Source organism: Dechloromonas denitrificans (assembly GCF_001551835.1).
GTDB lineage: Bacteria > Pseudomonadota > Gammaproteobacteria > Burkholderiales > Rhodocyclaceae > Azonexus > Azonexus denitrificans.
In genome coordinates this window covers 312,806-338,942 of the sequence record NZ_LODL01000005.1, presented here as the reverse complement: position 1 = coordinate 338,942, position 26,137 = coordinate 312,806, and the positions used below count along the sequence as shown (strand labels likewise).

26 protein-coding genes and 1 pseudogene are annotated in these 26,137 nt (G+C 62.2%); 8 read left to right on the top strand and 19 right to left on the bottom strand.

Annotated elements, in window-relative coordinates:
* Nucleotides 1–66 precede the first annotated feature (66 nt).
* Together AT959_RS20880 and AT959_RS20875 are read left to right on the top strand one after the other, a co-directional pair.
* A pseudogene (locus tag AT959_RS20880) lies at nt 67–210 on the top strand (integrase core domain-containing protein); the annotation flags it as partial.
* 43 nt (nt 211–253) lie between these two features.
* Nucleotides 254–631 carry a hypothetical protein gene (locus AT959_RS20875; protein WP_157651186.1) on the top strand — a complete coding sequence of 126 codons (378 nt, stop codon included), beginning with the start codon at nt 254–256 and terminating at the stop codon, nt 629–631.
* Nucleotides 632–683: 52 nt separating this feature from the next.
* Here the strand turns inward: AT959_RS20875 and AT959_RS02540 are convergent, their stop codons facing one another.
* Nucleotides 684–1,490, bottom strand: coding sequence for a hypothetical protein (locus tag AT959_RS02540; RefSeq protein WP_066880211.1), 807 nt, complete (start codon nt 1,488–1,490; stop codon nt 684–686).
* Between the two features lie 639 nt (nt 1,491–2,129).
* Between AT959_RS02540 and AT959_RS20235 the strand changes: the two genes are divergently transcribed.
* Nucleotides 2,130–3,215 (top strand): IS1595 family transposase, encoded by a 1,086-nt coding sequence (locus AT959_RS20235; protein ID WP_083518161.1) that lies wholly within the window; start codon nt 2,130–2,132, stop codon nt 3,213–3,215.
* Here AT959_RS20235 and AT959_RS20870 read toward each other — a convergent pair.
* The 5 genes from AT959_RS20870 to AT959_RS02515 all read right to left on the bottom strand — a co-directional run bounded on the left by AT959_RS20870 (nt 3,206) and on the right by AT959_RS02515 (nt 7,514).
* Nucleotides 3,206–3,613 (bottom strand): hypothetical protein, encoded by a 408-nt coding sequence (locus AT959_RS20870; RefSeq protein ID WP_169795436.1) that lies wholly within the window; start codon nt 3,611–3,613, stop codon nt 3,206–3,208. The genes AT959_RS20235 and AT959_RS20870 overlap by 10 nt on opposite strands.
* A gap of 195 nt (nt 3,614–3,808) precedes the next feature.
* Nucleotides 3,809–4,528 (bottom strand): phosphoadenylyl-sulfate reductase, encoded by a 720-nt coding sequence (locus AT959_RS02530; RefSeq protein WP_066880207.1) that lies wholly within the window; start codon nt 4,526–4,528, stop codon nt 3,809–3,811.
* Nucleotides 4,529–4,535: 7 nt separating this feature from the next.
* Complete coding sequence (locus AT959_RS02525) at nt 4,536–5,045, bottom strand: DUF934 domain-containing protein (RefSeq protein ID WP_066880205.1); 510 nt, start codon at nt 5,043–5,045, stop codon at nt 4,536–4,538.
* Entirely contained in the window at nt 5,045–6,718 is a 1,674-nt protein-coding gene (locus AT959_RS02520) for a nitrite/sulfite reductase (protein ID WP_066880203.1), read from the bottom strand. Before AT959_RS02520 ends, AT959_RS02525 begins: the two co-directional genes overlap by 1 nt.
* Before the next feature lie 19 nt (nt 6,719–6,737).
* Nucleotides 6,738–7,514, bottom strand: coding sequence for a sulfite exporter TauE/SafE family protein (locus AT959_RS02515; RefSeq protein ID WP_066880201.1), 777 nt, complete (start codon nt 7,512–7,514; stop codon nt 6,738–6,740).
* An 83-nt stretch (nt 7,515–7,597) separates the two neighbouring features.
* Here AT959_RS02515 and AT959_RS02510 point away from each other — a divergent pair, with 83 nt between their 5' ends.
* Both AT959_RS02510 and AT959_RS02505 read left to right on the top strand, forming a co-directional pair.
* Complete coding sequence (locus AT959_RS02510; RefSeq protein WP_066880199.1) at nt 7,598–8,539, top strand: CysB family HTH-type transcriptional regulator; 942 nt, start codon at nt 7,598–7,600, stop codon at nt 8,537–8,539.
* A gap of 66 nt (nt 8,540–8,605) precedes the next feature.
* Nucleotides 8,606–9,451: an HDOD domain-containing protein gene (locus tag AT959_RS02505; protein WP_066880197.1), complete on the top strand. Its 846-nt coding sequence runs from the start codon at nt 8,606–8,608 to the stop codon at nt 9,449–9,451.
* Here AT959_RS02505 and nosD read toward each other — a convergent pair.
* The 6 genes from nosD to AT959_RS02475 form a co-directional block, all read right to left on the bottom strand.
* Complete coding sequence (gene nosD / locus AT959_RS02500; RefSeq protein ID WP_066880195.1) at nt 9,443–10,657, bottom strand: nitrous oxide reductase family maturation protein NosD; 1,215 nt, start codon at nt 10,655–10,657, stop codon at nt 9,443–9,445. The two genes, AT959_RS02505 and nosD, sit on opposite strands and share 9 nt — an antisense overlap.
* A 79-nt stretch (nt 10,658–10,736) precedes the next feature.
* A complete protein-coding gene (locus AT959_RS02495) occupies nt 10,737–12,068 on the bottom strand; it encodes an EAL and HDOD domain-containing protein (protein ID WP_066880193.1) in 1,332 nt (443 codons plus the stop codon).
* Between the two features lie 63 nt (nt 12,069–12,131).
* Nucleotides 12,132–12,923 (bottom strand): peptidylprolyl isomerase, encoded by a 792-nt coding sequence (locus AT959_RS02490; RefSeq protein ID WP_066880191.1) that lies wholly within the window; start codon nt 12,921–12,923, stop codon nt 12,132–12,134.
* Between the two features lie 35 nt (nt 12,924–12,958).
* A complete protein-coding gene (locus tag AT959_RS02485; RefSeq protein ID WP_066880189.1) occupies nt 12,959–13,228 on the bottom strand; it encodes a BolA family protein in 270 nt (89 codons plus the stop codon).
* A complete protein-coding gene (locus AT959_RS02480) occupies nt 13,225–13,527 on the bottom strand; it encodes a YciI family protein (RefSeq protein ID WP_066880187.1) in 303 nt (100 codons plus the stop codon). The genes AT959_RS02485 and AT959_RS02480 overlap by 4 nt, the downstream gene beginning before the upstream one ends.
* Entirely contained in the window at nt 13,527–14,135 is a 609-nt protein-coding gene (locus tag AT959_RS02475) for a septation protein A (protein ID WP_066880185.1), read from the bottom strand. Before AT959_RS02475 ends, AT959_RS02480 begins: the two co-directional genes overlap by 1 nt.
* A gap of 52 nt (nt 14,136–14,187) precedes the next feature.
* Here AT959_RS02475 and AT959_RS02470 point away from each other — a divergent pair, with 52 nt between their 5' ends.
* The 3 genes from AT959_RS02470 to AT959_RS02460 are packed head-to-tail and all read left to right on the top strand — an operon-like array spanning nt 14,188 to nt 18,704.
* Nucleotides 14,188–15,240 (top strand): HD-GYP domain-containing protein, encoded by a 1,053-nt coding sequence (locus tag AT959_RS02470; protein WP_066880183.1) that lies wholly within the window; start codon nt 14,188–14,190, stop codon nt 15,238–15,240.
* An 8-nt stretch (nt 15,241–15,248) separates the two neighbouring features.
* A complete protein-coding gene (locus AT959_RS02465) occupies nt 15,249–18,353 on the top strand; it encodes a response regulator (protein WP_157651184.1) in 3,105 nt (1,034 codons plus the stop codon).
* A 12-nt stretch (nt 18,354–18,365) separates the two neighbouring features.
* Nucleotides 18,366–18,704 (top strand): Hpt domain-containing protein, encoded by a 339-nt coding sequence (locus AT959_RS02460; RefSeq protein WP_066880179.1) that lies wholly within the window; start codon nt 18,366–18,368, stop codon nt 18,702–18,704.
* Nucleotides 18,705–18,712: 8 nt separating this feature from the next.
* Here AT959_RS02460 and bioD read toward each other — a convergent pair whose 3' ends face one another.
* The 7 genes from bioD to AT959_RS02425 form a co-directional block, all read right to left on the bottom strand.
* Complete coding sequence (gene bioD, locus AT959_RS02455) at nt 18,713–19,378, bottom strand: dethiobiotin synthase (RefSeq protein WP_066880177.1); 666 nt, start codon at nt 19,376–19,378, stop codon at nt 18,713–18,715.
* Nucleotides 19,375–20,166 (bottom strand): malonyl-ACP O-methyltransferase BioC, encoded by a 792-nt coding sequence (gene bioC, locus AT959_RS02450; RefSeq protein ID WP_066880175.1) that lies wholly within the window; start codon nt 20,164–20,166, stop codon nt 19,375–19,377. Before bioC ends, bioD begins: the two co-directional genes overlap by 4 nt.
* Nucleotides 20,156–20,872 (bottom strand): alpha/beta fold hydrolase, encoded by a 717-nt coding sequence (locus AT959_RS02445; RefSeq protein WP_066880173.1) that lies wholly within the window; start codon nt 20,870–20,872, stop codon nt 20,156–20,158. Before AT959_RS02445 ends, bioC begins: the two co-directional genes overlap by 11 nt.
* Nucleotides 20,869–22,032 (bottom strand): 8-amino-7-oxononanoate synthase, encoded by a 1,164-nt coding sequence (gene bioF / locus AT959_RS02440; protein WP_066880170.1) that lies wholly within the window; start codon nt 22,030–22,032, stop codon nt 20,869–20,871. The genes AT959_RS02445 and bioF overlap by 4 nt, the downstream gene beginning before the upstream one ends.
* A gap of 167 nt (nt 22,033–22,199) precedes the next feature.
* The gene (locus AT959_RS02435) at nt 22,200–22,478 is read right to left on the bottom strand and encodes a cupin domain-containing protein (RefSeq protein ID WP_066880168.1); all 279 of its coding nucleotides are present in this window, start codon (nt 22,476–22,478) and stop codon (nt 22,200–22,202) included.
* On the bottom strand, nt 22,475–24,937 hold the full coding sequence (locus AT959_RS02430; RefSeq protein ID WP_066880166.1) for a two-component system response regulator: 2,463 nt from the start codon (nt 24,935–24,937) through the stop codon (nt 22,475–22,477). The genes AT959_RS02435 and AT959_RS02430 overlap by 4 nt, the downstream gene beginning before the upstream one ends.
* Nucleotides 24,934–26,052 carry a sensor histidine kinase gene (locus AT959_RS02425; RefSeq protein ID WP_083518160.1) on the bottom strand — a complete coding sequence of 373 codons (1,119 nt, stop codon included), beginning with the start codon at nt 26,050–26,052 and terminating at the stop codon, nt 24,934–24,936. Before AT959_RS02425 ends, AT959_RS02430 begins: the two co-directional genes overlap by 4 nt.
* Between the last annotated feature and the right edge of the window lie 85 nt (nt 26,053–26,137).

Genomic DNA, 26,137 nt, shown 5'->3' with positions numbered 1-26,137 from the left:
TGTGACAACGAAAAAAGTAGCGGACGGGAAATCCTCGACCGCATCAACATGGCGCGTGAACGGGCTTATGAATCCTCCTTGCTGCGTGCTCAGCATCTCCCGCTCTGGCTACATCACTACAACTGGCACAGACCACATGCCGGCCTTCAATATCAGCCGCCTATCTCTCGCATTCCCGAACTGAACAACCTGGTGGGTTTACACGGCTAGCAGTCGTGGTCGCAACGGTTGTGCCGTTTTCTCCAAGACTGTCATGGCACAGTTCAAACTGGGTACAAGCGTGGTTTCGTACCGGATTGCCGAACGCTTACATGAGGAAGCTGATCAGCGTTTGGCGGCTCTGACCGACAAACACAAGGCGGAAATTGCGGCACTGAACGACACCATCGTTCTTAATCTTGGGGAGCGGCGACATTCGGGAGTGCGCCATTTGTTCCGCGCGTACGCTTCCCGTTTAGGGGTTGGCGGAAAAGTGTTCTCGAAGCAGTTTGTCGGGCGCGGGCCAAACTGTGGCGGCAATGAGTCGGACGGTCGGATTGACCCAGAATCCGGCCATCATTTCGAGATTCTGCGCGGACGTACCGCCGACGCATTTGACTTAGCGAAGCGCCACGGCTTTCTCCGCTTTTAGGCTCTTCGGATTGTCGATCCCGACGAGCAGGACACACCAAGTCGCTCGACTATCACGCGACGCCAAATATATCGCGTTCAGATATCCCGTTCACAAACGACTCCGGAATAATTGGCCAGCGCCCCACGACTTCCGTGTGACCATATCCAACAATATTCGCGTTGGATAAATTGAGTCTAGTCTGTAAAAGAACCTTAATGGCTTTAGTGTAAGAACTGAAATTGTCGTGTGGAAGGTAAATCCGGAAGAAATCATCTAGACGATTGTCCAGAATCGCCTCAAGAACAGCGCGAACCTCCCGGCTATGAGAGGGTTCAGCTTGCAGATAAGCCGACCAAGCCAAGGCAATTCCAGAAACTCTGCTCATCTTTCCCATGGAGAGCCGGAGGCATCGATCAAAAACAGGCCCCAATCCATATTCAGCAATCAGTTCACTCATCCCGGGAATCGTTATGGGATTTTGCTGAACTAAGTTATGAACGACCAGTAGTTGATCAATCCGTTGTTGAACAAGCTCGGGAGAAACGGACGATTCTTGCAATAGTGCCCACAACTGGGCATTGTAAAGCGCTCTCGTGCCTTTGAAATCAGGGTGCCTGTCGACAGCCTCGACTAGTGCATCCATTGATCTCCAGCGCATGTCTCTCCCTGCTGGTTTTCTAGCTTTTTTACGTATCCACTCAAATGTTCTAGGTCGATTCACCGTTAATTCGGTGTCTTTATCTTTGTGCGCCCAAGCGAACTCCATGTCGAGTGCGTAATCAGACCATTGGCATAGGCGCTTAACTTCGTAGTACCACGTCCAGACACGAACTTTTTCTGCCCAGTGCTTTTTTTGGCCGCCTCGGGTTTTGGTCATTTTGGTGTCACTCGAATCGTAATTCAGGCGACCTAGATTCTACAGTGCGGGGTTGTCAATATATGCCCAACTCAACATTACTTAAGGTTCGACATGCCCTCCGGATCATCAAACGACCTCGCAAATAATTTGTTGGATCGATATGGCCCAACACTTGGTGGCCGAGATTTGTATGCGGCATTGGGTTTTAAAAGCTATGCCGCGTTTTACCGCAGTAAACAACGCGGCGAGGTTGGAATAGATGTCTTTACGCTGCCAGGACGACGGGGTTGGTTCGCATTTACAACGGAGGTCGCCGCATGGCTAATTAATCAGGCACATTCAGGAATGCGTGAAGGCGCCGAGGAGAGATGAAATGACCAGCTAAAGGGCCAATAACCGGCGTAGAAAAGCACAGGGCCCGGGAGCTTTTACGAGAAGCTATCCGAGCCCTTTGAAGTGCACAAGCAGGCCGCTTGCGCTTCATATTGTGTTAAATCAGGTTACCCATGTCAAGCCAGATTTTTGCTTGAGGGGGAGGGTTTTTCAAAAATCCTGAACTGCGCCACCAGTCCATCACAAGGATTGGCCAACAGGTGTCCAAATGTCTGCACGACAGGCATGGACACCGTTTGCAACGTTTCGACATGCAAATAATCTATGGCGCAACATTTCAGTCAAAGCAAAGAATTTCGAAACCTTACACTTCCAAAGATTCAAGAGCTAAGCGAGCAGGAGTCTTGGGAGTGCTTCGTTAAGCTTCGTTGGGGTAATTTGACAACTATGCCCTGCCCAAGTTGTGGCACGGTCGATAAGCATTACCCGCGGAGAGCTCGAAAACAATGGTGTTGCAGAAGTTGCAGCAAGGTCTTTAGTGTCACGACGGACACGCCATTCCTGGACCGGAAGCTGCCATTCAAGCAATTACTGCTGCTTATCTATCTGTTTGTCGCAGCGCCCAAAGGGCTTGCCGCCAATCAGGTTCTTGCCCTCATGGGTGTTACGTTCCGAACGGCCTACCAAAATCTCGGAAAAATCCGCGAGGCAATTTTTGAAACTCAGGACTGCTCGGCTATGAGCGGTGTTGTCCAGATTGATGGCGGTCATTTTTGTGGGAAACCCCGTCGTCCACGACGCAGAAACCATATGTCATCCGAGATCGCAAATCACAGATTGCGAAATCGAAAGGCCTCCATTGCTCCGCCCAAGGCATCTTATTCTATCGAACCATGGAATGCGGAAAAACTCAAAAAACGCAGGATTGTGCTTGTCCTCCGACAACTTTCAAATATCACTAGCAGAGGAGCAACAAGAACGATTATCGCCGTCATTCCTGCCGAAGACCAAAAAAATGCAATTCCAATAATTCAAAAATTAGTACGGAGAGAATCTACGATCCAGACAGATGATGGTCGAGCTTTCTCAAGCTTAACAGCATGGTATGAACACCAAACTGTTCGACATTCAGCCGAGTATTGTACTGACGACGGCGTTAACAACAATCAGGCTGAGTCGTACTTTAGTCGAATGAGACGTGCAGAATACGGCGTTCATCATGGCATGCGGCCGCAGTATCTTGCATTTTTTGCGACTGAATTTGCTTGGCGAGAAGACAGCAGAAAAATGCCTCTGCGGGAAAAATTTATTGGTTTGATTGAAAAGCTATTTCAATGCGATGTATCGCGCGCTTGGCGAGGCTATGCACAAGGGCATCGTTTGGGCTTTGAATATATGGATTACAGCTGAATTTCCGAAATTTCCCACCACCCGTCAGAGTTAGGGCGGGAGTTATGCTTCGGGGAAACCAATCCACTTCGTTTCAAGCCTTTAAGGCGGTAGCGAATAGACTGTCGTAATTTTTCAATGCTTTCAGGCTCGGCTGCTAGATCGGCATGTCTAGCGGCAATGAATTCAGCAATAACACTGGTGGAAACAGCAGAACCTTTGTTTAGTCTTAGGCATAACAGAATGCTACGAGTCAATTCGCCATGAGGAAGGGTGATACGTACATCATGGCTACGAATAGGGCTGATTTCATTCGGATCAATTTCGATGTCGTGAAGACCTAGAGTCTGGTCAACCGCGTGCAGCATATCTTTGAGTTGGTCTAGCTCTTTGACCAAGCTCTGGCAGTGGCTAAGCATCGACTCAATTTTCGTGATTTCGCCTGCTACACGAGCTCGTCGATCAATTAGCCATTTTAGTGAAGAAGGAAGTCTGGGCATTGGTCAATTAGACCAATGCCCAGACGAACCGCCAAGTGCACCAGAGACATAATGGCGGCCATAAGTAAAAAGCCCGCCAGAGCGGCGGGCTTTCTGTTCCTGAGCGGGTTTGCGTCAGCCTTTGACGTGCAGGCCGCACTCCTTGCTTTCCGGATTTTCCCACCACCAGCGGCCGGAGCGGACATCCTCACCGAGCGAGATGGCGCGCGTGCAGGGGGCGCAGCCGATGCTCGGGAAGAATTTGTCGTGCAGCGCGTTGTAGGGCACGGCGTTCTGCTTGATGTAGGTCCAGACTTCCTTTTCGGACCAATCGGCGAGCGGATTGAATTTCTCCAGGCCGTTGCCTTCGTCGAATTCGCGGAAAGCCAGGTTGCCGCGAGTGGCGGCCTGCTCGGCACGCATGCCGGTAATCCAGGCCTTCTTGCCGGCCAAGGCGCGCTTCAGCGGCTCGACCTTGCGGATGTAGCAGCAGGACTTGCGCAGCTCGATCGACTCGTAGAAGGCGTTGATGCCGTTGGCGCGAACGTAGTTTTCGACGCCTGCGCTGTGCGGGAAATAGATTTTCAATTTCAGGCCGTAGTGCTTGTCCACCGCCGCCATCAGGTCGTAGGTTTCGAGCGGCAGGCGGCCAGTGTCGAGGCTGAAGATTTCGATCGGCAGGCCGGCCTTGACGATCAGGTCGGTCAGCACCATGTCTTCGGCGCCGAGGCTGTTGGCGAAGGTGGCCGGCGACCAGTTGCCGGCGATGTCGGCAAGCAGAGCTTGCACGGCCGCCGTTTTGGTGGCGACGCTGGCGGTCAGTTCGGGCGTGATGTTGAGCAGGCTCGGGGTCATGGCGGAATCAGGCGCGGCGGCGGAAGTAGGGTTGCGGCTGGCTGGTCGAGGTCTGGTAGGTGTCGCTGAAGCTGTTGAAGCCGGCTTCCAGCGCATAGACCGCGTTCTTGCCATCCTTCAGGGCGTAGCTGTCGAAGCCGACGCGACGCATGAAGAACAGTTGATCGTGCAAGACGTCGCCGACGGCGCGCAGTTCGCCTTCGTAGCGGTAACGCTGGCGGAGCAGGCTGGCCGTCGAGTAGCCGCGACCATCGACGAATTTCGGGAAATTGACGGCGATGACGATGAAGTATTCGAGATCGCCGGCAACGTCCTCAATCAGTTCATCCGGCTGGATGAGCAGGCCAATGCGCTTGTGGCAGGAAATAATTTCGGTCTTGCGCGCTTGCCAGACGGCGAGCGGAAAGATGATGTCACCGGCCGGCAGGGCGACGGTTTCCGGCGTTTCACCTTCGGCCAATTCGAGCGTTTTCCAGGTGTCGACCGCAAGGGTGTCGTTCTTGATCAGCTGAGCCATTATGCGGCCTCCTTTTGTGCAGTCTTGGCCTTGCCGTGGGCGCGGCCTTCGTAAACGCGGTTCTTGAACGGATCGAGGCCGATGCGATCGAAGGTGTCGAGGAAGCGTTCGTCGGCATGACGGCTTTCCAGATAGACCTTGATGATCTTGTCGACGACATCCGGCATTTCGTCGGCCGAGAAGGACGGGCCGATCACCTTGCCGAGCCGGGCATCGTTGCCTTGGCGGCCGCCAAGGGTTACCTGGTAGAACTCCGAGTCGTTCTTGTCGACGCCGAGCACGCCGATGTGGCCGACGTGGTGGTGACCGCAGGCGTTCATGCAGCCGGAAATATTGAGGTCGATTTCGCCGATGTCGAACAGGTAGTCGAGATCGTCGAAACGGGCCTGGATGGCGTTGGCGATGGGGATCGACTTGGCGTTCGCCAGGTCGCAGAAATCGCCGCCCGGGCAGCAGATCATACCGGTCAGCAGGCCGATGTTCGGGGTCGCCAGGCCGGCCGCCTTGGCTTTTTCCCAGACAGCCGGGAGGTCAGCTTTTTTAACGTCGGCCAGGATGATGTTTTGTTCGTGGCTGATGCGCAGCTCACCGAAGCTGTACTGGTCGGCCAGATCGGCGACAGCGGCCATTTGCGCCGAGGTGATGTCGCCCGGGGCGACACCGTGCTGCTTCAGCGACAGGGTGACAGCAGCGTAGCCGGGCACCTTGTGCGGATGGGTGTTGCGGTCCACCCATTTGGTGAAGGCTTTTTCCGTTGGCAGGGCGACCTCGTCCTGCTTTTCGTAGTCCGGTGCGGTGAAGTGGGCGGCAACACGGTCGAATTCGGCTTGCGTCAGCGTCGCCGGGCCGTCCTTCATGTAGGCCCATTCGTCTTCGACCTGCTGGCTGAAGGCTTCGATGCCGGTCGCCTGGACGAGGATCTTGATACGTGCCTTGTAGGCGTTGTCACGGCGGCCAGCCCGGTTGTACACGCGGAGGATGGCTTCGCAATAGGTCAGGATGTGCTGCCAGGGCAGGAATTCGCGCACGACCTGGCCGCGGATCGGGGTCCGGCCGAGGCCGCCGCCGACGATCACGGTGAAGCCGACCTGACCGTCCTGTTCCTTCAGATGCAGGCCGATATCGTGGAACCAGGTGACGGCACGGTCTTCCCGGGTGCCGGAAATGGCGATCTTGAACTTGCGCGGCAGGAAGGCGAATTCCGGGTGGAAGGTCGTCCATTCGCGGAGGATCTCGGCCAGCGGCCGGGGGTCGATCACTTCGTCGGCGGCAACGCCGGCGAACGGGTCGGTGGTGATGTTGCGCAGGCAGTTGCCGGAGGTCTGGATGGCGTGCATCTCGACTTCGGCCAGTTCGGCCATGATTTCCGGCACATCCTCGATCTTCGGCCAGTTCAACTGCAGGTTGTGGCGGGTCGTGAAGTGGCCGTAACCGCGGTCGTACTTGGCGGCGACATCGCCGAGCTTGCGCAACTGGGCGGAATTCAGCATGCCGTAAGGCACGGCGATGCGGAACATCGGCGCATGGCGCTGGATGTAAAGGCCGTTCTGCAGGCGCAGCGGGCGGAATTCGTCATCGGCCAGTTCGCCGGCTTTCCAGCGGCGGACTTGGTCACGGAACTGGGCGACCCGCTCGTTGATCAACTGGCGGTCGATGGCATCGTATTTGTACATGAAACGTTCCTAACGTGAATCAGGCAAAGACCAGCTTGCTGCCGATCAGGATAAGCATGGAGGCCAGCAGGCGGCGGAGGATGTGCTCCGGCACCTTGGCGGAAACTTGCGTGCCGAGCCAGATGCCGGGCAGCGAGCCGAGCAGCAGGCTGCCGAGCAGCGACCAGTCGACCCCACCCAGCGCCCAGTGGCCGAGGCCGGCAACCAGTGTCAGCGGCACGGCGTGGGCGACATCGGATCCGACAATCTTGATGGGCGAAAGTTTGGGGTAAAGGAAGAAAAGGACGGCGACGCCGAGGGCGCCGGCACCCACTGAGGAAATGGTGACGAGGACGCCGAGAATGGCGCCGACGACGACGGTGATTTTACCCAGGCAGCACTTGCGGAGTTCTGATTCGTCGTGCTGGCTGGCGTATTCGCGGAGTCTGCGGCCAAACAGGATGGCAATCGCGGTGAGCAGCAGGGCGAAACCGAGACCGTGCGAAATGACGGCGCCAATGACATTGCTGCCCTTCGGCAGTTGCGACAGGATCCACAGCGTAATTGCCGCGGCTGGAATGCTGCCGAGCGCCAGGCGGCCGGTGATCGACCAGTCGATATGCCCTTTCTTGCCATGGGCGACGGTACCGCCGGCCTTGGTCAGCGCTGCGTAGAGCAGGTCGGTACCGACCGCGGTGGCCGGATTGACGCCGAACACCAGCACCAGCAGCGGTGTCATCAGCGAGCCGCCACCGACGCCGGTCAGGCCGACAATAGCGCCGACTGCGAAGCCGGAAAGGGTATAGAGATAATCCATGGGAACGAATCGTACCGGGCTTCATTTGAAACAAAAAGAATATTGGGTTAGATTGTTATATCGTTAAGTTATTAAATGTGGCCATGAAGCTTCAGCAACTGCGTTACATCGTCGAAATCCAGCGTCAGGGGCTGAACGTCTCGGAGGCGGCGGAATCCCTCTATACCTCGCAGCCGGGCATTTCAAAGCAGGTCAAGTTGCTTGAAGACGAGTTGGGGGTCGCCATTTTCGAGCGCAGCGGCAAGCGCTTTACCGGCATTACCGAGCCGGGCAAAAGCGTGCTGTCGATTGCCGAAAAAATTCTCCGCGAAGCCGACAACCTGAAGCGGGCCGCCGCCGAGTTTTCCACGGGCGACAGCGGGCGGTTGGTGCTGGCCGCGACCCATACCCAGGCACGCTACGCCCTGCCGGTCGTGGTTCGCGATTTCGTCGCCCAGCACCCAAGCGTCAAGCTGGAAATGCATCAGGGCAGCCCGACCCAGATTGCCGAGTGGGTGGCGGCCGGCGAGGCGGACATCGGCATCGCCACCGAGTCGCTCGACCAGTATGCGCAACTCGTCACGCTGCCGGTGCGCCAGTGGAGCCATTGCGTCATTGCGCCCGAAGGCCACGCGATTCTCAAGTCGCAACCGTTGTCACTGCATGAACTGGCGCGCTGGCCGCTGATTACCTATGACTCGGCCTTCACCGGCCGTTCGCGGATCAATCGCGCCTTCGAGCGGATCGGTACCCAGCCCAACATCGCGCTGACCGCACTCGATGCCGACGTGATCAAGACCTACGTCAGCCTCGGCCTTGGCTTGGGCATCATTTCGGCGCTGGCTTTCGATGCTCAGCGCGACAGCGGTCTGGTTGCGATCGATGCGGCGCATCTGTTCGAATCGAATACGACGCGGCTGGCCTTGCGGCGCGGCACTTTTCTGCGCCGTTATGACTACGATCTGATCGCGCTATTTGCGCCGCACCTGACCCGGCGCGTCGTCGAAATGGCCATGCAGGGCGGCGGCGACGAGTATCAGCTATGACTTTAGTCGTGTTCTCAGGGCAGACGTTACGGGGTAAGCTGCGCCGGTCTTGGGGAGCACGTTGGCATGAACGCAATTTCAGAAGAAACGCAGTTGCACACTCTGTTGCAGGGTGTCGATATTCCGCCTTGCCCGGCCATTCTGGTCGATCTCGATACCGAGCTGCGCAAGGACGAGCCCAATTCACGTGAAATCGCCCGCCTGATCAGCCAGGATGTGGCACTTTCCGGTCACCTGATGCAGCTCGCCAACTCACCGGCTTTTGCCCGGGGGCGGCGGCTTGAATCGGTAACCCAGGCGCTGACCGTGCTCGGCAACCGGCAAGTGTTCAACCTGGTGGTGGCGCAGTTGTTGAAAGTGGCACTGGCCGACAGTACCGACGCACGGATGGACCGCTTCTGGGAGTCCTCGGCGCTGATCGCCCGCTTGTCCGCCGAACTGGCCCGCCGGCTGCGTTGTGTGCGGCCGGATATTGCCTATACCTTCGGCCTCTTTCACGACCTCGGCATTCCGCTGATCATGAAGCGTTTCCCCAAGGCCCGCGAAGCCCTCGCCGCGGCCAATGCCGCCGAGGATTTGAGCTTTACCGAGACCGAAGAGCAGCACCTAGGCACCAATCATGCGGTCGTTGGCTATTTCCTGGCCCGCCGCTGGCAATTGCCGGATTTCGTCAGCGAAGGCATTCTGCATCACCACGATTATGTCGTACTCGCCGAGCCCGGCCGGGTGTCCGATCAGGCCCGGGTCTTGATCGGCATCTGCGTGCTGGCCGAGCACATCATCCGGCTACAGGCCAATGGTGACGGCGAGCACGAATGGGCGAAGGCGGCCCCGGCCACCTGCCAACTCTTCGGTTTGTCGCTGGGAGCCGTCGATGACCTGATCGAGGACATGCGCGACTGGTTAGCGTGACTTGCCGACGCGCGGCGCGCTGTCGCGCAGGATGAGGCCGGGCGACGAGAAGGGCGCCAGTCGTTCGAGGAAGTCGAGCAGTTCGAGGACCGGCGAGTTGCGGAAAAACTTGGTCGCCGGGGTATCGAGCCAGATCCGGTCGGCGTAAGCGTAGAGCTCATGCGGCGTGTCGCCGAGGCCGTCATGGTTGCGGTCGAAACCCTGGTAGTCATCCCAGTAATTGCCCCACCAGAAGTCGTTCAGCGGGTCGCCGTCGCCGATGATGCTGACTGGCCAGAGGTTGCCGCGGAAGGTGTTGCCGATGGCGATATGACCGCCTTTTGCACCGTAGAAATAGATGCCGGTGACGTTGTGGGCGATCAGGTTGTCGGTGAACACGATCCGGTTGGTCGGGTTCATTGGCGAATCGGCCATGATGCCGTGGGCGCAATGGACGATCTCGTTGCCCTCGATCAATGCCGACGAGGTTTCCTTGAGGGCGATGCCGGCGCCGGAGGCGTCCATGGCGTGCATGATCCGGTTGCGGCGAATGATCAGCCCTTCGGAGTTGAGAGCGATGATGCCGGTCGAGTTTTTCTCGAAATGGTTGCCCTCGATCAGCGTCCGGTGCGAAAAGAGGAAATTCAGCGCCCGCCGGCTGTCGCGGACAGTATTGCCGACAATCCGGTTGTGCGGCGAGTTGGAAATGGTGATGTCACGGATTTGCGCGATGTCGTTGTTTTCGATGCGGTTGAAGGTGCTATACCAGATGCGCAGGCCATCGCCACGCTCGGCCGAATCGCCGGCCCGGGAGCGGATCCGGTTGTGGCGAATGATGCTGTCCGTCGTGCTGTGCAACGAGATGCCGAATAGCACGTCCTCGATCACATTGTTCTCGATTAGCAAGTCGCGGCCTTCGGCCATGATGCCGCCGTCGATCTTGTCATGTGAGTCGCCGCTGCCGCGCAGGGTCAGGCCGCGCAAGGTAACGCGGTCGGCCTTGACGGTCAGCACTGTGCCCCGGCCTCCGCCGTCGATGACGACCTTGCCGTCACCCTCCAGGGTGATCGGCTTGCTTATGCTGACCGGGCCTTGATAGACACCGGGCGGCAGGCGGATGCGGGCACCGGGCAGCGCCGTATCCAGCCAGGGCTGGAGCGGTTGGGCGGCGTGAGCAGTGGAAAGCAGGCCGAGCAGGAGTGCGGCCAATCGGTAGAGAAACGTCATCAGGACCGAATGCTGCGGTCAACTGCCGGAAAAGGCCAGAATCTGGATCAAGTTTTCCCGATTTGGTGAGCGGGGAAGGCTATTCCCAGTGCTCGGTGACTTCGCTGGCCCAGGCGGTTGCGGCAAGCAGGGCGCGGTTGACGCTGGCCGGGTCGAGGCTGACGGCCTGGGCGGCATTCTGCATGCGCACCACGTCGAAGGCTTCGCTGGCCTCGGCAATGGCGAGCAGGCCGGCAAAAGGCCCCTGGCGTTCGAGCAGGGCGCTGCGAATGTCGTCGGAGATCGGCAGGTCGTGGATGATGTCGGCCAGCGGGCGGCGCAGCAGGCGATCCAGGCAGGAAAAAATGCCGGTCAGGAAGAGCGGGTCGTGCGCCTGGTCGGGCAGCAACTCGGCGCCGAGTTCTTCCATCAGGCGGCCGCGGGTGAGGGCGCTTTCGACCAGCATCCAGTCGGCAAAGTTGGGTTCGCGCACCGAGAATAGCAGCACCGAGAGCCAGCGGGTCAGCCGTTGCCGGCCGAGGATGATCAGCGCCTGGCCGATCGAGTCGATCCGGTGACTGAGGCCGAGCGTCGGCGAGTTCAGGTAGCGCAGGATACGGAAGGTGAGCAGCGGATCCTGCTTCATCGCCTCGGCCAGTTCGCCGGTCTCGGCTTCGCCCTGGACGAGGTGCAGCAGGTGCAATAGCTGGATCTTGTGCGGATCGGCCTGGGCCGATTCCGGGCGGGGCGGGGCGTTGACCGCGAACGGGCCGTGAAAGAAGTCGAAATGCCATTGCTGGCACAGACGATGTTCGTCGGGTGTCTCGATATTCAGGGCCAGCAACTGCATCGGCTGTTCGCGCTCGCTGGCGCGCAGGGCAGCCGAAAAGTCGCGGACGGTGCCCGCTTCATGGCCATTGACGTTGAGTACGCCGAGATCGGCCTGCAGAATGGCGGCGGCAAACAGCGGGTGACGCGGCTGGCGGAAAATACCGATCTTCAGGCCGCGTTCGCGCAGGGTGGCGAGGCGGATGATCAGCGCCGCCTGATCGTCCTCGTCGGGGGCCAGTTGAACGAGCAGGCCGACGTTGCGGGTCGGCAGGCGGTCGACTGCAGTCAGGTCGAGCGAACCGGAGCCGAGCGGCAGGAAGGCAAATTGCGTATTCCAGGCATCGGGGCTGGCGGCCAGAATGGCGAGCAGGCGGGCATCGACCTGGCGCTGGATGTCGCGCGGCGCGTCGGCGAACAGCGAGCTTTTTTGCAGCGAGAACAGGTGGGCGCTCAACCGGTTCTGGCGATCGAACATCGCCTCCCGGCGCAGAAAGGCGCTGATGCTGTCGGAGGGCGGTGCGTCGACCGGTACCGGCGGCGCGGCGGCGGCCGGGGCTGCGTTTTCGGTTTTTCCCCCGAACAGTTTCTTCAAGCTGAACACGCGCTGACTCTCCAAACAAAAATGCCCGCCGGTGGGCGGGCACGGGTCACGGCCGCTGGCCGATCAGTTAACCTTGGCCTTGGCGCGCAGGTCCTTGAGCAGGTTCTCGATCTGCTGCTGGCTGGCACGCTGCTGCAGTTGCGGCTTGACCTGTTCGAACGGCGGCGGGGTCATCGGACGGGAGTCGTCGAGCTGGATGACGTGGTAGCCGAAGTCGGACTTGACCGGGGTCTTGGTGTATTCACCCTTCTTCAGCTTGGTCAGCGCTTCGCCGAACGGCTTGACGTAGGCGGTCGGCGAGCTCCAGCCGAGTTCGCCGCCCTTGTCCTTGGAGCCCGGATCCTTCGACTGCTTGGCCAGTTCGGAGAACTTCTCGCCCTTGTCGAGCTTGGCGATGATCGCCTTGGCGTCGTCTTCCTTCTCGACCAGCACGTGGCGGGCCTTGTATTCGGTGTTGCCGAGGTTGGCCTTGATCAGTTCGTATTCGGCCTTGAGCTGCGCTTCGCTGACCGGGTTGGCCTTGACGTAGTCGGAGAGGAAGGCGCGGATCAGCACGGCCTGCTTGGCCAGTTCAACTTGACCCTGGATGTCGCCCTTCTTGTCCAGACCCTTTTTCTTGGCTTCCTGGGCGAGGATTTCGCGGCGAACCAATTCTTCCTTGACGGCGTTTTGCAGTTCCGGCGAATCCGGCGTGCCCTGAGCCTTTTGCTCGGCAACGAAAGCGTCGTATACGGATTGCGGAATCGGCTGGCCATTCACCGTGGCAAAGGCCTTGCCCTTGTCGGCAGCGAGAACCGGGGCGGAAACAATGGCGCCGGCGACCAGCAGGGCGGCCAGACGGGAGAGCTTGAGCATGTAATGTGTCCTTGGGTGGAGGGAAAACCGGAAAATTATACTTCGTCGGGCGTCAAAGCGCGGATGACCAGCGCATGGATGCGGCCACGCATCAGATCGCCGGCTGCATCATAAACCAGGCGATGCCGGGCCATGGTGTTCTTGCCGGCGAAGGCCTCGGCGACGATGGTCAGCACATAGTGGCCGCCACCGCCCTTGGCGCCGGCGTGGCCGGCATGTCGGTGCGATTCGTCTTCGATGTCGAGCGATTGCGGCTGCAGCGCCGCCAGGCGCTGGCGCAACAGTTCGATGGTGTCCTGGCTCACGCCGGCAGCGCCTTCTTGAAAGGCTTGACCGTGACTTTTTCGTAAACGCCGGCTGCGACATAGGGGTCGGCCTCGGCCCAGGTTTGGGCGGCGCTCAGCGAGTCGAATTCGGCGATGATGATGCTGCCGGAGAAACCGGCCGGGCCGGGGTCGGGCGAATCGATCGCCGGGCAGGGGCCGGCCAGGAGCAGGCGGCCGGCGGCCTGCAGGGCCTGCAGGCGTTCGAGGTGGGCGGGGCGGGTGGCGAGGCGCTGGTCGAGCGAGCCGGTGCGGTCTTCACCGATGATGGCGTAGAGCATTACTTGTCTTCCTCAACGTACTTCGAGAGCAGCATGCCCTGGCCGAGCACAAAGATCAGCATCAGGCCCATGCCGCCGAACAGTTTGAAATTGACCCAGACGTCGGTCGGGAAATTGAAGGCGATGATCAGGTTCAGGAAGCCCATCACGATGAAGAAGGCGACCCAGGAAAAATTGACCTTGCTCCAGACCGCCTCGGGCAGCGTCAACTGTTCGCCGAGCATGGTCTTGATGGCGTTCTTTTTGAGAACGAGGGCGGCGAAGCTCATGCTGCCGGCGAACACCCAGTAGAGGATGGTCGGTTTCCACTTGATGAAGGTTTCGTCCTGGAAGATCAGGGTCATGCCGCCGAAGACGGCGACCAGTACCAGGCTGACCCAGAGCATCTTGTCGACCTTGCCGTGGCGGAACCAGACCCAGGCGATCTGGGCGACGGTGGCGGCGATGACGACGACGGTGGCGAGCAGAATGGGCGCCTGTTTGACGTCGACCGCAGCGGAACCGAGCAGGGAGCCAATCCAGCTTGCCGCCAGCTCCGGATTTTTCTCGGAGTACTTGAAGGCGACGAAGAAGAGGATGACGGGGAAGAGGTCGAAAAGCAGTTTCATGGCGCCGCATTATATACTGCGCAAAACAACCCACCAGCCTTTGAGAGAGCTTATGCATACGGTGTTGATCATCGACGACAGCGACATCAACCTGACCCTGATCAAGGCGCTGGTGATGAAGCTCGGCGAGTGCGAAGCGGTCTTGTTCGCCAATCCGTTGAAAGCGCTGGAATGGTGCCGGAGCAACGTGCCGGACCTGGTGATCGTCGATTACATGATGCCGGACATGGACGGTCTGAAGTTCATCAGCGCCTTTCGTGCCCTGCACGGCCGCGATGAGGTGCCGATCCTGATGGTCACCGCCAACGACCAGAAGGATGTGCGCTACGAGGCCCTGCTCGGCGGCGCCAACGATTTTCTGACCAAGCCGATCGACCGCATCGAGTTTTCGGCCCGTGCCCGCAACATGCTGTCGCTGCGCACCGGCCAGAAATTTCTAGCCGACCGCGCCCAGCACCTGGCCTCGCTGGTGGATGAGCAGACTCGCGAGATTCGCGACCGCGAGAAGGAGTTGATCTTCCGCATGTCGCGCGCTGCCGAGTTCCGCGATCCCGAAACCGGCGCTCATATCCAGCGCATGGCGCATTACTCGCAAGCCATCGCGATCGGCCTCGGGCTGGAGCGGGCGGCGCAGCAACTGATTCTCGAAGCGGCGCCGATGCACGATGTCGGCAAGATCGGCATCCCGGATTACATCCTGCTCAAGCCGGGCAAGCTGACGGTCGAGGAGTTCGAAGTCATGAAGGGACATGCCCGTCTCGGCTACGAACTGCTCAAGGACAGTCGCTCCGACATTCTGCGGGCGGGGGCGCAGATCGCCCTGACCCACCACGAGAAATACGATGGCACGGGCTATCCGCGCCACCTGAAAGGCAACGACATTCCGGTTTTCGGGCGCATCGTCGCGGTCGCCGATGTCTTCGACGCGCTGACCTCCGAGCGGCCGTACAAGAAAGCCTGGTCGCTGGAAGACGCCTGCCGTTTTCTCGAGGATGGGCGCGGCAAGCATTTCGACCCGTTATGCGTCGAGGCGCTGCTTGCCGAATGGAACCGCGTGCTCGATATCCGCCAGCGCTTCCAGGATGAAGTCGTGCCGATGGTTTGACGGCTGTCATGCGCTTCTTGATTCCACGGCGTCTCAGCCATCAGATTGTGCTGGTCGCCGCCTTGCTGCTGGCGGCCACTTTCCTTGGCTATGGTGCCTATTCCGTGCGCCAACAGAGCGGCGAGGCCGAGCAGCGCCTGCTCAGCCAGAGCGAGGTGCTGGCCCGCGGCATCGCCGAAATGCTCGATAGCGACCTGCTGCGCGACGATCGCCGGGCGCTCGGCGGCTTGCTGGCCCAGATCGCCGCCTACCCCGAAGCCCGTTCGATTCACCTGGTCGACCGCGAAGGCCGGTTGATTGCCGGTGTTCGCAAGGATGGCAGCGGTGTCGTCTTCGATGACGTGCCGACCACCGCCTTCGCGCCGCCGTCGGCGGCCGGGCCGGAATGGGCGGCGCACGAACTGGTCGTCTGGCAGGGCCGGCCGGGCAGCGCAAGCGGCATCTGGGTCCGGATGGCGATCGGCCTGGAGCGTCTCGACCAGCTGCGTCAGCGGATCTGGCAGGACAGCTTGATTGCCGGCCTGCTGGCGATTTCCGGGGCGATGGCGCCGCTCCTTTTGCTGCTGGCGCGACCGATGCGGGTGCTGGCCGAGGCCAGTCGCTTCGCCGCGGCGCTCGATGTCCGGCGCGGCGGTCAACTGCCCGAATATCGCGGAAACCAGGAAATCAGCAGCCTGGTCGATGCCCTGAACCGGGCTTCAGTCAGGCTGAAAGAGCAGGAAGAATGGATCGAAGCGCAGAACCGCTTCCTCTCCAGCCTGACCGACGCGCTGGGCGAGGGGGTCCTGGCGGCCGACGCCGAGGGCCGCTGCACCTTCGTCAATGCCGAGGCCGAGCGCCTGCTCGGCTGGTCGCGCGACGAGTTGATCGGGCGCGACCTGCACCAGACCATTCACTATCAGACGGCGTCGGGCCAGCCGGTTCGCCACGACGAATGCCCGATGCACGCGCCGGTCGCCGCTTGCCACGCCTTTCGCTCGGAATTTGATGCCTTTACGGCGCGGGACGGCCAGGTCTTTCCGATCTCGGTGGTCTCGGTGCCGCTCTTCGAGGGCGAGCGCTTCGTCGGCACCGTCGCTGCTTTCCAAGACATCACGCTGCGCAAGCGCGACGAGGAATATTTGCTGTCGACCAGTTCGCGTCTTTCGGCGCTGCTCGAAAGCATGCATTCCGGCGTGCTGGTCGAGGACGAACAGCACCTGATGGTGATGGCCAACCAGGCGCTGTTCAACCTGTTCGGTATCGAAGACCTGTCGCTGGACGCGGTCGGCCAGCCGACGCTGCAACTGCTTGATGCCTGCCGCGCCAACGTGGTCGAGGCCGATCAATTCATCGCCGGCGTGCAGGCCACTCTGCAGGCCGGCGTGGTGTCCACCGAGCACGAACTGCAACTGACCGACGGCCGGATTCTCGCCTTCGATTACGTGCCGATCTACATCTTCCCGTTCAACCCGCAGCCGGACGAGTGCCGTGGCCATCTCTGGCTGTTCCACGACATCACCGGGCGCAAGCAGGTGGCCGAGGAACTGCGCCTGGCCAAGGAAGCGGCCGAAACGGCGAACCGGGCGAAGAGCCATTTCCTGGCCAACATGAGCCATGAAATCCGGACGCCGATGAACGGCATCATCGGCATGACGGCGCTGGCGCTCGATACCGAACTGCTGCCCGAACAACGGGTATATCTCGAAATGGTCCGTTCGTCGGCCGATGCGCTGCTCGAACTGATCAACGAGATTCTCGACTTTTCCAAGATCGAGGCCGGCAAGATGCAGCTTGAGGAAGTCGAGTTCAGCCTGCCCGCCTTGCTGCGCGAAACGGTCAAGCCGCTCGGCCTGCGTTGTGAACAGAAAGGTCTCGAACTGGTCATCCAGCTCGCGCCCGAAGTGCCGGACTGGATGGTCGGCGACCCGGCCCGCCTGCGCCAGATCATCATCAATCTGCTCGGCAATGCGATCAAATTCACCGAGCGCGGCTCGGTACTGCTGCGTATCACCCAGCTCGACGACGGGCCGCGCCCGATGCTGCAATTCACGATCAGCGACACCGGCATCGGCATCGCGCCAGACCAGCAGGCGAGCATTTTCGAAGCCTTCTCGCAGGCCGACTCCTCGGTGTCGCGGCGTTTCGGCGGTACCGGCCTCGGCCTGAGCATCTGCGGCAAGCTGGTCGCCCTGATGGGCGGCCAGATCTGGGTCGAGAGCGTCGAGGCGCTGGGCAGCGAATTCCATTTCACGATCGAGACCCGCAGCGCGCGGGCGCAACAGGCGGTGCGCGTGCCGGATCTGGCGGGCTGCCGGGTGCTGATTGCCGACGACCTGCCGGCCAATTGCGAGGCGCTGGTCGCCGAACTGCGCGGCTGGGGGGCGCAGACGACGGTCGTCGGCAGCGGCCAGGCGGTACTTGAGGCGCTGAGCGGTTCGACCTATCAAGTCCTGCTGCTCGACGCCGCCTTGCCCGAGTGCAGCGGCTTCGAGGTGCTGGCCGCGCTGTCGGCCAGCGCTTTGTCGCGCCCGGCAGTCCTGATGATGATTTCGGCGGTCGCCCTGGCCAGCGAGGCCGAACAATGTCGCCGCTTCGGCGTCGAACATTACCTGACCAAGCCGCTACTCCGCGACGAGTTGGGCGAGATGCTGCAGCGCCTGCTCGGGCCGGCCCGGCAGGCGGCAACGCCGATCGGCCAACCGGCGCCAAGGTCAGCCAAGCCGGGCGGGTTGTCGATTTTGCTGGCCGAGGACAATCTGGTTAACCAGAAACTGGCGCTGGCGATTCTGAAAAAGCAGGGCCATCAAGTAACGGTGGCCAATAATGGCAGGGCGGCGGTCGACCTGTCCCTGGCCGAGGATTTCGATCTGATCCTGATGGATCTGCAAATGCCGGTGATGGATGGCCTGGAAGCGACGGCGATGATTCGCCAGCGTGAAGCCGGGCTACGTCATACGCCGATCGTTGCAATGACGGCCAATGCGCTGGCCGGCGACCGCGAGCGTTGCCTGGCGGCCGGCATGGATGGCTACGTTTCGAAGCCGATTCGGGTCGATGCCTTGATGCTGGCGATCGCCGACTGCTATCCCGAACAAGAAAAAGCGCCGCGCCTGGTCGTACCGGCGGCCTGAGAGGAGAAAAAGATGCTGGATGTTTTTGTGCTGGATCGTGCCCCCATCCTTGAGCGCCTGGGCGGTGACGAAGAAATTTTCACCATGATGATCGACATGTTCCAGCAGGACGTCGATAACAACTGCGCCACACTGATCGCGGCGCTGGCCAGCGGCGACCCCCTGCTGCTGCAGCGTGAGGCTCACACATTGAAGGGCTTGCTCGCCACCTTTTCGGACGATGCCGGCGCCGAACGTGCCTTCGCGCTGGAGCAGAAGGTGAAACGTGGCGAACTGGCCGGGCTCGACGCCGAGGTCGAGATTCTCGTCGCGCGTCTGCGCGAGGTGGCCGGCGTGCTGGCGCAGGCCTGAGCCAGCTTTCAGGCGGCCGGAAACTGCAGGAAGGCGGCTGCCCCGGCGCTGCCGCCGGCGGGATTGTGCGGCACGACGCCGAGCAGCGGGGCGGGCAGCAGGGCTTGCAGGGTCGCCATATTTTCGTCAAAACGCGCCATTGCCGGGTCGATCCGGTTGGCGACCCAGCCGGCCAGCGTCAGGCCGCGGGCGGCGATGGCTTCGACGGTCAGCAGCGCGTGGTTGATACAGCCGAGGCGCATGCCGACGACCAGGATGACCGGCAGGGCGAGTGCCACGGCGAGATCGGCACTGTCGCCGTCGCCGCCGAGCGGCACGCGAAACCCGCCGACCCCTTCAATGATCACCAGGTCGGCCTGCTGCATGGCTTGCCGGCAGGCGCTCTGGATCGTCGCGAATTCGATGCGCCGTCCTTCCTCGCTGGCGGCGATGTGCGGCGCGATGGCGGCGCTAAAGCAATACGGGTTGAGGATGTCGTCGGCCAGTGCGACCGTGCTGGCGGCACGGATGTTCTCGACATCGTCGTTGCGGCCGTCGGCATCGGTGCCGGCCGCCACCGGCTTGACCCCGGCGGCACGGATGCCGCGTTGCGCGGCATGGTGGAGCAGGGCGCAGGTGATGAAAGTCTTGCCGATTTCGGTATCGGTACCGGTCAGGAAATAGGCTGGGTTCATGCTCGGGCGTAAAGGGTGATGACGTCGTAGGTCAGCGGCAGGCCGGCCGCCGTGCGCAGGGTTTCGAAGGCCGTTTCGGCGCGCAGGAAGGTCTGGCGGCTCATCAGGCTGCGCCGCTGGCCGTCGCCGATCTGGTTGGCACCAATCGCCTTGACCGCATGCAGCAGGCTTTTGAAATCGGCGTAATGGGCGGTTTCCGTGCTTTCTTGCACGTCGACCGCAGCAAAGCCGGCGGCGGAGGCCATTTGCCGGATTTCATCGACGCTGTGGAAGCCCAGGGTGTGGCGATATTGGTCGACGTCGGCAAAGGCATGGCGCAGTTCGTGGAAAGTTTGCGGGCCGAGGCTGGCCAGCGCCAGCCGACCGTCGACGCGGAGCACGCGGCGGGCTTCCTGCAATACATTGGGCAGCTCGCACCACTGCACGGCCAGGCTGGACCAGTAGAGATCGAGGCTGGCCGTGACCAGCGGCAGATGTTCCAGATCGCCGGCCAGCCGGGCGCAGGCCGCCGTGATCTGCTGCAGCATGCCGGCCGAGAGATCGAGCGCCAGCGCCTGGGCGGCCGGGAAGCGGGCTTGCAGCAGGGCCTGGGCGTAGCCGGTGCCGCAGCCGGCGTCGAGCAGACGGCCGACCGTGGCGTCGCCCGGCAGGCCCTGCAGCAACTGGCCGCAAATGCGGCGCTGGACATCGGCCGCGCTGTCGTAGGTTGGCGCGGCGCGTTCGAAGGACTGGCGGACGCGAGCCTTGGAGGGGCGCTGGCCGGCCTTCGGGGTCAGCTCACGGCTCATTGACGAAGGCGGCAACCCGGGCGATGAACTCGGCCGGGGTCGAAATGAACGGGGCGTGCGCGCAGTCGGCGAAGACTTCGAGACGGGCGCCGGGAATCAGCGCGGCCAGCGCTTCGGCCGCCGGCAAGGGCATCAGCGGGTCGGCCGAGCCGTTGACGAGCAGCGTCGGCGCCTTGACCTGGCCGGCGGCCTGGCGCAAATCGACATCGCGCAGCCAGTTGAGGCCGACGCCAAGCACTTGGCCTGACGGACGCGGGTCGGCCAGCTTGAGCAGTTCCAGCGTTACCGCCTTGGCTCGGGCATCGCCGCGGTTGAAGCCGCCGACGAAGCGCGGCAGCATCGCTTCGGCATCGGCTGCGATGCCGGCCGCGAATTCGGCCAGCATTTCCGGCGGCATGCCGTGCGGCCAACCGTCACGCTGGATGAAGGAGGCGGTGCCGGCGACCAGCACCAGCTTGCCGACCTTGGCCGGGGCACGGGCGGCGACGGCCAGTGCCAATTGGGCGCCGAGTGACCAGCCGCACAGCGTGCTGCCGGCTGGCAGGCGAGCCGCGACGTCGTCGGCGGCGGCGTCGAAATCCTCGATCAAGGGCGCGCTGCCGTAGCCGGGCAAGTCAAAAAATTGCCCGTGCAGCGCGTCGACCGCAGCACTCAGCGGGCCGCGGCCGAGACACCAGCCGGGGATGAATACGAGAGGGGCGTTCATGCCAGTTCCTTCAGTGCGTTGATCAGGTGCTCGATGTCGGCGGCGGTGTGGGCGGCCGATACCGAAATGCGCAGGCGGGCGGTGCCTTTCGGCACCGTCGGCGGGCGGATGGCCGGTGCCCACAGGCCGCGTTCCCAGAGCGCTTTCGAGAGGGCGATGGCGGCCTCGTTCTCGCCGACGATCAGCGGCTGGATGGCGCTCAGCGACGGCAGCAGCGACCAGCGCAGGCCGGCCAGGCCGTCGCGCAACTGGCCGATGCGGGCGAACAGGTTGGCGCGCAGGGCATCGCCCGCCTTGATGATGGTCAGGCTCTTGCTCAGTGCGCAGGCGATCGGGGCCGGGGCGGCTGTCGTGAAAATGTAGCTGCGCGCCCGCTGCAGCAGGTATTCGATGGCGATGTCGGAGCCGGCGACGAAGGCACCGCCGACGCCGGCCGCCTTGCCGAGGGTGCCCATCAACAGCAGGCGCGGGTGAAAGGGCAGGTTGAAGTGGGCCAGGCTGCCCTTGCCGTGCGGGCCGAGGACGCCGAAGCCGTGCGCATCGTCGATCACCAGCCAGGCGTCGTAACGTTCGGCCAGTTGAAAGAGCAGCGGCAGCGGCGCGAGGTCGCCATCCATGCTGAATACGGCGTCGCTGACGATGACCTTGGTCGGTGCGCTGCTGGCGGCGAGCTGGCGCTCCAGCGCCGCCATGTCGTTGTGCGGGTAGCGCTGGCTGTCGGCGCCCTGGGCCTTGGATAGTTGCACGGCGTCGATCAGCGAGGCGTGGTTCAGCTTGTCGGCGAAGACCGCCGCGCCGCGCCCGGCCAGGGTCGGCACGATGGCGAGGTTGGCCAGGTAGCCGGTGGAAAAGGTCAGGGCGCGCGGAAAGCCGAGGAAGGCGGCGATCTCCTCTTCCAGCCGGTCGTGCGGCGCCAGGTGGCCGCTGACCAGGTGCGAGGCGCCGCTGCCGGCGCCCCAGTGCAGCGCGCCATCGGCCATCGCCCGGGCGATCTCGGCATTACCGGCCAGCCCGAGGTAGTCGTTGCTGGCGAAATTGAGCATTTTCCGGCCGTCCACCGCAGCAATCCGGCCGCAGGGCGATTCCAGCACGCGGCGGCGGCGGCTCAGGCCGAGGCTGGCGATTTCGGCCAGTTCGGCCTGCAGGCGGTCTTCGATCATGGGTTTCCTTCGTCTTCAGCCAAGCCGGAAGCGGTTGGCGGCGTCCCCTGGCCGGACGGCGGTCCGGGCTGCGGCGGCGGGCGATACACTGCATGCCGCTGGGCCGGCGGGCGGGCCGGCCATCCTAGAGGTCTTGGCCTGAATTGGCAAGCCTGGGCGGGGCACCACTAATTGCGCCGCGCCACCCAGTAGCAGGCGCCGTGCTCGCCGTAGCGTTCGGCATGCGGCACTTCCCGCGCCAGCTCGAAAGTGTCGCCGGCATTCAGATGCCGGGTCTCGGGGCCGACGCTCAGCCACATTTCGCCGTCGACGACGAGTGCCTTCAGGGCGAAGGGATGAGTATGCGTTTCGAGGACGGTCAAGGGCGGCCAGGTGCGCTCGATGACTTCGTCGAAACCTTCGGTCAGGGCCTGGCGGCGGAAGTCGTCGAAGTCGGGCCGCGTCATGGCGTAGTCCCGGAGGATGGCCGGGCCGGCAGGCCGCTGGCGAGCAGAGTGAGCAGTTCGGCGAAGGGCATCGGGCGGGCGAACAGGTAGCCCTGGCCTTCCTCGCAGCCGAGGTTTTCGAGGATCTCGGCCTGGGCCGGGTGTTCGATGCCTTCGACGGTGATCGACATCTGCATGGCCTTGCTCAACGCGACGATGGCCTCGACCACGGCGCGCTGGTTTTCGCTGGTCGGCAGGTCGATGATGAAGGAGCGGTCGATCTTGATGCGCTTGATCGGCAGGTCGCGCAGGACGCTGAGCGATGAATAGCCGGTGCCGAAATCATCGATGCTGATGGCGACGCCGAGCGCTTCCAGGGCCTGCAGAATGGACAGGCTGCGCTCGGTGGCCTGCAGCGTGCTCTCGGTGATTTCCAGTTCGAGCGCACTGGCCGGGAAGCCGGTTTCATCGAGTACCGAGCGGACGACGGCAACGAAATCGACACCGAGAAACTGGCGGGCCGAGACGTTGACCGCCAGGTGGAAAGTCTCGCCGGGCGGCCTGCTGCGGACCACGGCCAGCATTTCGGAACAGGCCCGCTGTAGTACCCAGCGGCCGAGATGTTCGATGATGCCGCACTCTTCGGCGATGCTGATGAAGCTGAGCGGGGAAATGATGCCGCGTTGCGGGTGCAGCCAGCGGACCAGCGCCTCGACGCCGACAATGCGCCGATCGGCGAGATCGACACGTGGCTGGTAATGGACGAGCAGGCTGTCGGTGGCGAGGGCACGGCGCAGGCCCTGCTCGATGTCCATGCGCAGATGGGCCCGCTCCGACATGTCGTTGGCGTAGAAATGGTAGCGGTTGCGACCTTCGGCCTTGGCCGTATACATCGCCATGTCGGCGGCCCGCATCAGTTGCTGGCAATCGGCGCCGTTTTCCGGGAAGACGGCAATGCCGAGGCTGCCGGTGACCGACAGCAGTTCGCCGGCCACCGGCACCGGCACGCGCAATTGATCAAGGATCTTCTGCGCCAGTTGCGCCGCGTACTCCGGGTTGATGCTGCCGGCCAGGATGACGAACTCGTCGCCGCCCAGGCGGGCGATGGTGTCGCTGCTGCGCAGCACGTTGCGCAGTCGGCCGCCGACGACGCGCAGCAACTCGTCGCCAATGGCATGGCCGAGCGTGTCGTTGATCACCTTGAAACCGTCGAGATCGAGAAAGAGCAGCAGGCAGCGCTGTTCGTTGCGAATCGCCTGTTCGATGGCAGTTTTCAGCCGGTCGTCGAACAGCAGGCGGTTGGGCAGGCCGGTCAGCGGATCGTGGTGGGCCAGGTGGTGAAGTTTCTGCTGCGCTTCGTAAATGGCGGTGACGTCGGAAAATGCGGTGACGAAATGGGTCAGCTTGCCGTCCGGATCGTGCACGACGCTGACGCTCTGCCAGGCCGGGAAGATGCTGCCATCGTGGCGGTGGCAGCTCACTTCGCCCTGCCAGAAACCGGCGGCCCCCGGCTGCAGGCTGTCGGCATAGTGTTCGAGCGCCGGTGTGACGCGCAGCAGGATGTCCGGATCGAACCCGGTGACCTCGTTTTCCGGGTAACCGGTAATGCGCGAAAAAGCGCTGTTGACCGCAACGATCCGGCGCTGCGCATCGCTGATCACGATGGCTTCGGCCGTCGTCTGGAAAACGACGCTGGACTGGCGGAGCAGGGTTTCGTCCTGATGGCGCTGGGTGACATCCTGCAGGATGCCGACCACCCGCTGCACGTTGTCGGCATGGCCGTAGGCCTTGGCGTGGGCCTCCATGCGGCGGGGCGGGTAGGCTTCGCCGGCAATGCGGAACTGGACGCAGACGGCCTCGCTGCCCGGCAGCTTGGCGGTCAGCGCGAGGCGCACCCGTTCGCGGTCGGCTTCGTCGACACGGGCGATGAAGTTCTCCCATGGTTCGTCGAGCGGCTGCGGCAGGTTGCCGAACAGCATGCCGAGGTAGTCGTCGCCGGTCAGTCGGTTCGAGGTCGGGCTCCATTCGAGGACACCGAGCGAGGCCGCTTCCAGCGCCAGGCGCAGGCGCTGTTCGCTCTGTTCGATGGCGACTTCGTCTTCCCGGCGGGCCAGCGCCATCTGGATCGTCGCATGCAGCTCGCGCCCTTCGCAGGGTTTGATCAGGTAGCCGAAAGGCCGGCTGTCCAAGGCGCGGCGCAGGGTGTCGTCCTCGGCGTAGGCGGTCAGGAAGACGACCGGAATCTGATGCCGGGCCCGAATCCGGGCGGCGGCCTCGATACCGTCCATCTGCCCTTCGAGGTGGATGTCCATCAGTACGAGGTCGGGTTTTTCATGGGCGGCCTGGCTGACCGCCTGTTCGCCGCTGGCAACGACGCTGCCGACGTGATAGCCGAAACCCTGCAACTGGCGTTTCAAATCGAAGGCGACGATACGCTCGTCTTCGACCAGCATCAGGTTGATCGGCAGGCGAGCAGTCATGGAATCTCCTTGGCGGCAAAGCGTTTCGGGAACCGGATCGAGAACCTGGTACCGCTTTCCCGCTCGACGCTCAAGGCGCCATGTAATTGTTCGACGAACAGCTGGACAAGCTGAAGACCCAACGAAGAACTCTGGGCCAAATCGGCTTCCGGAGGCAGGCCAATACCGTCATCGCTGACGCTGAGGCAGATCAGGGTATCGGCATCCTCACTGATTTCGATCACGATTTCGCCGTGGCGTTCCGCCGTGAAGGCGTGTTTGTAGGAATTGGTTACCAGTTCGTTGATCAGCAGGCCGCAGGGAATGGCCCGTTCGAGATCGAGCTGGACATCGGTGGCCGGCGATTGGAGGCGCAGGCCGATGCGGTCGCCGCTCGCCCGGTAGCTGGTGCGGATCGACTGGACCAGGCGTTCGAGATAGTCGCCGAGGTCGAGCCGGGAAAAATCCTTGCGCTCGTAGAGCAGTTGGTGGGTCAGCGCCATCGCCTTCACCCGGCCGCAGCTTTCGGCCAGGATCGCCCGCAGCCGCGGGTCGGCGGCAAAATCGGCCTGCAGGTTGAGCAGGCTGGTAATGACCTGCAGGTTGTTCTTGACCCGATGATGGACTTCGTTGAGCAGCACGGTCTTTTCGAGCAAGGCATCTTCCAGGCGTTGCTGGGCCCGGCGGCGCTCGGTGATGTCGATGATCGAGGCGAGGACCATGGTGCCGGCCTCGGTGGCGATCGGATTGAGGCCGATCTCGATGGGAAATTCGCTGCCGTCGGCGCGACAGCCGGCCAGGTCGCGGCCAACCCCCATCGGGCGCGGTGCCGGGTCACCGAAGTAGCCGGCACGGAACGAGCGATGGTGCTGGCGAAAGCGCTCGGGGACGAGAATTTCGACCGGCTGCCCGATCAGAACCTGGCGGTCGTAATCGAACATCCGCTCGGTCTGGGCATTGACCAGCACGATGATGCCTGCCTGGTCGATCATCACCATTGCGCTGGGCGCCCATTCGACGACCCGGCGGAAAGAGTCTTCGCCGAGCGCGGGGCCGGCCGCATGGGGCGGCACGAAGGGGCAGGAAGCCGGCTCCGGTTTTTCCGGTGGGGCGTTGGTGGTGGGGGCGGCATCCATGGAAAACTCCTGAAAGAGTGCTGTCACCACGGAAGGCCAGGCAAGTCCGGGGATCACATTCGGGGCTGTGCTGGGAATTTGGACA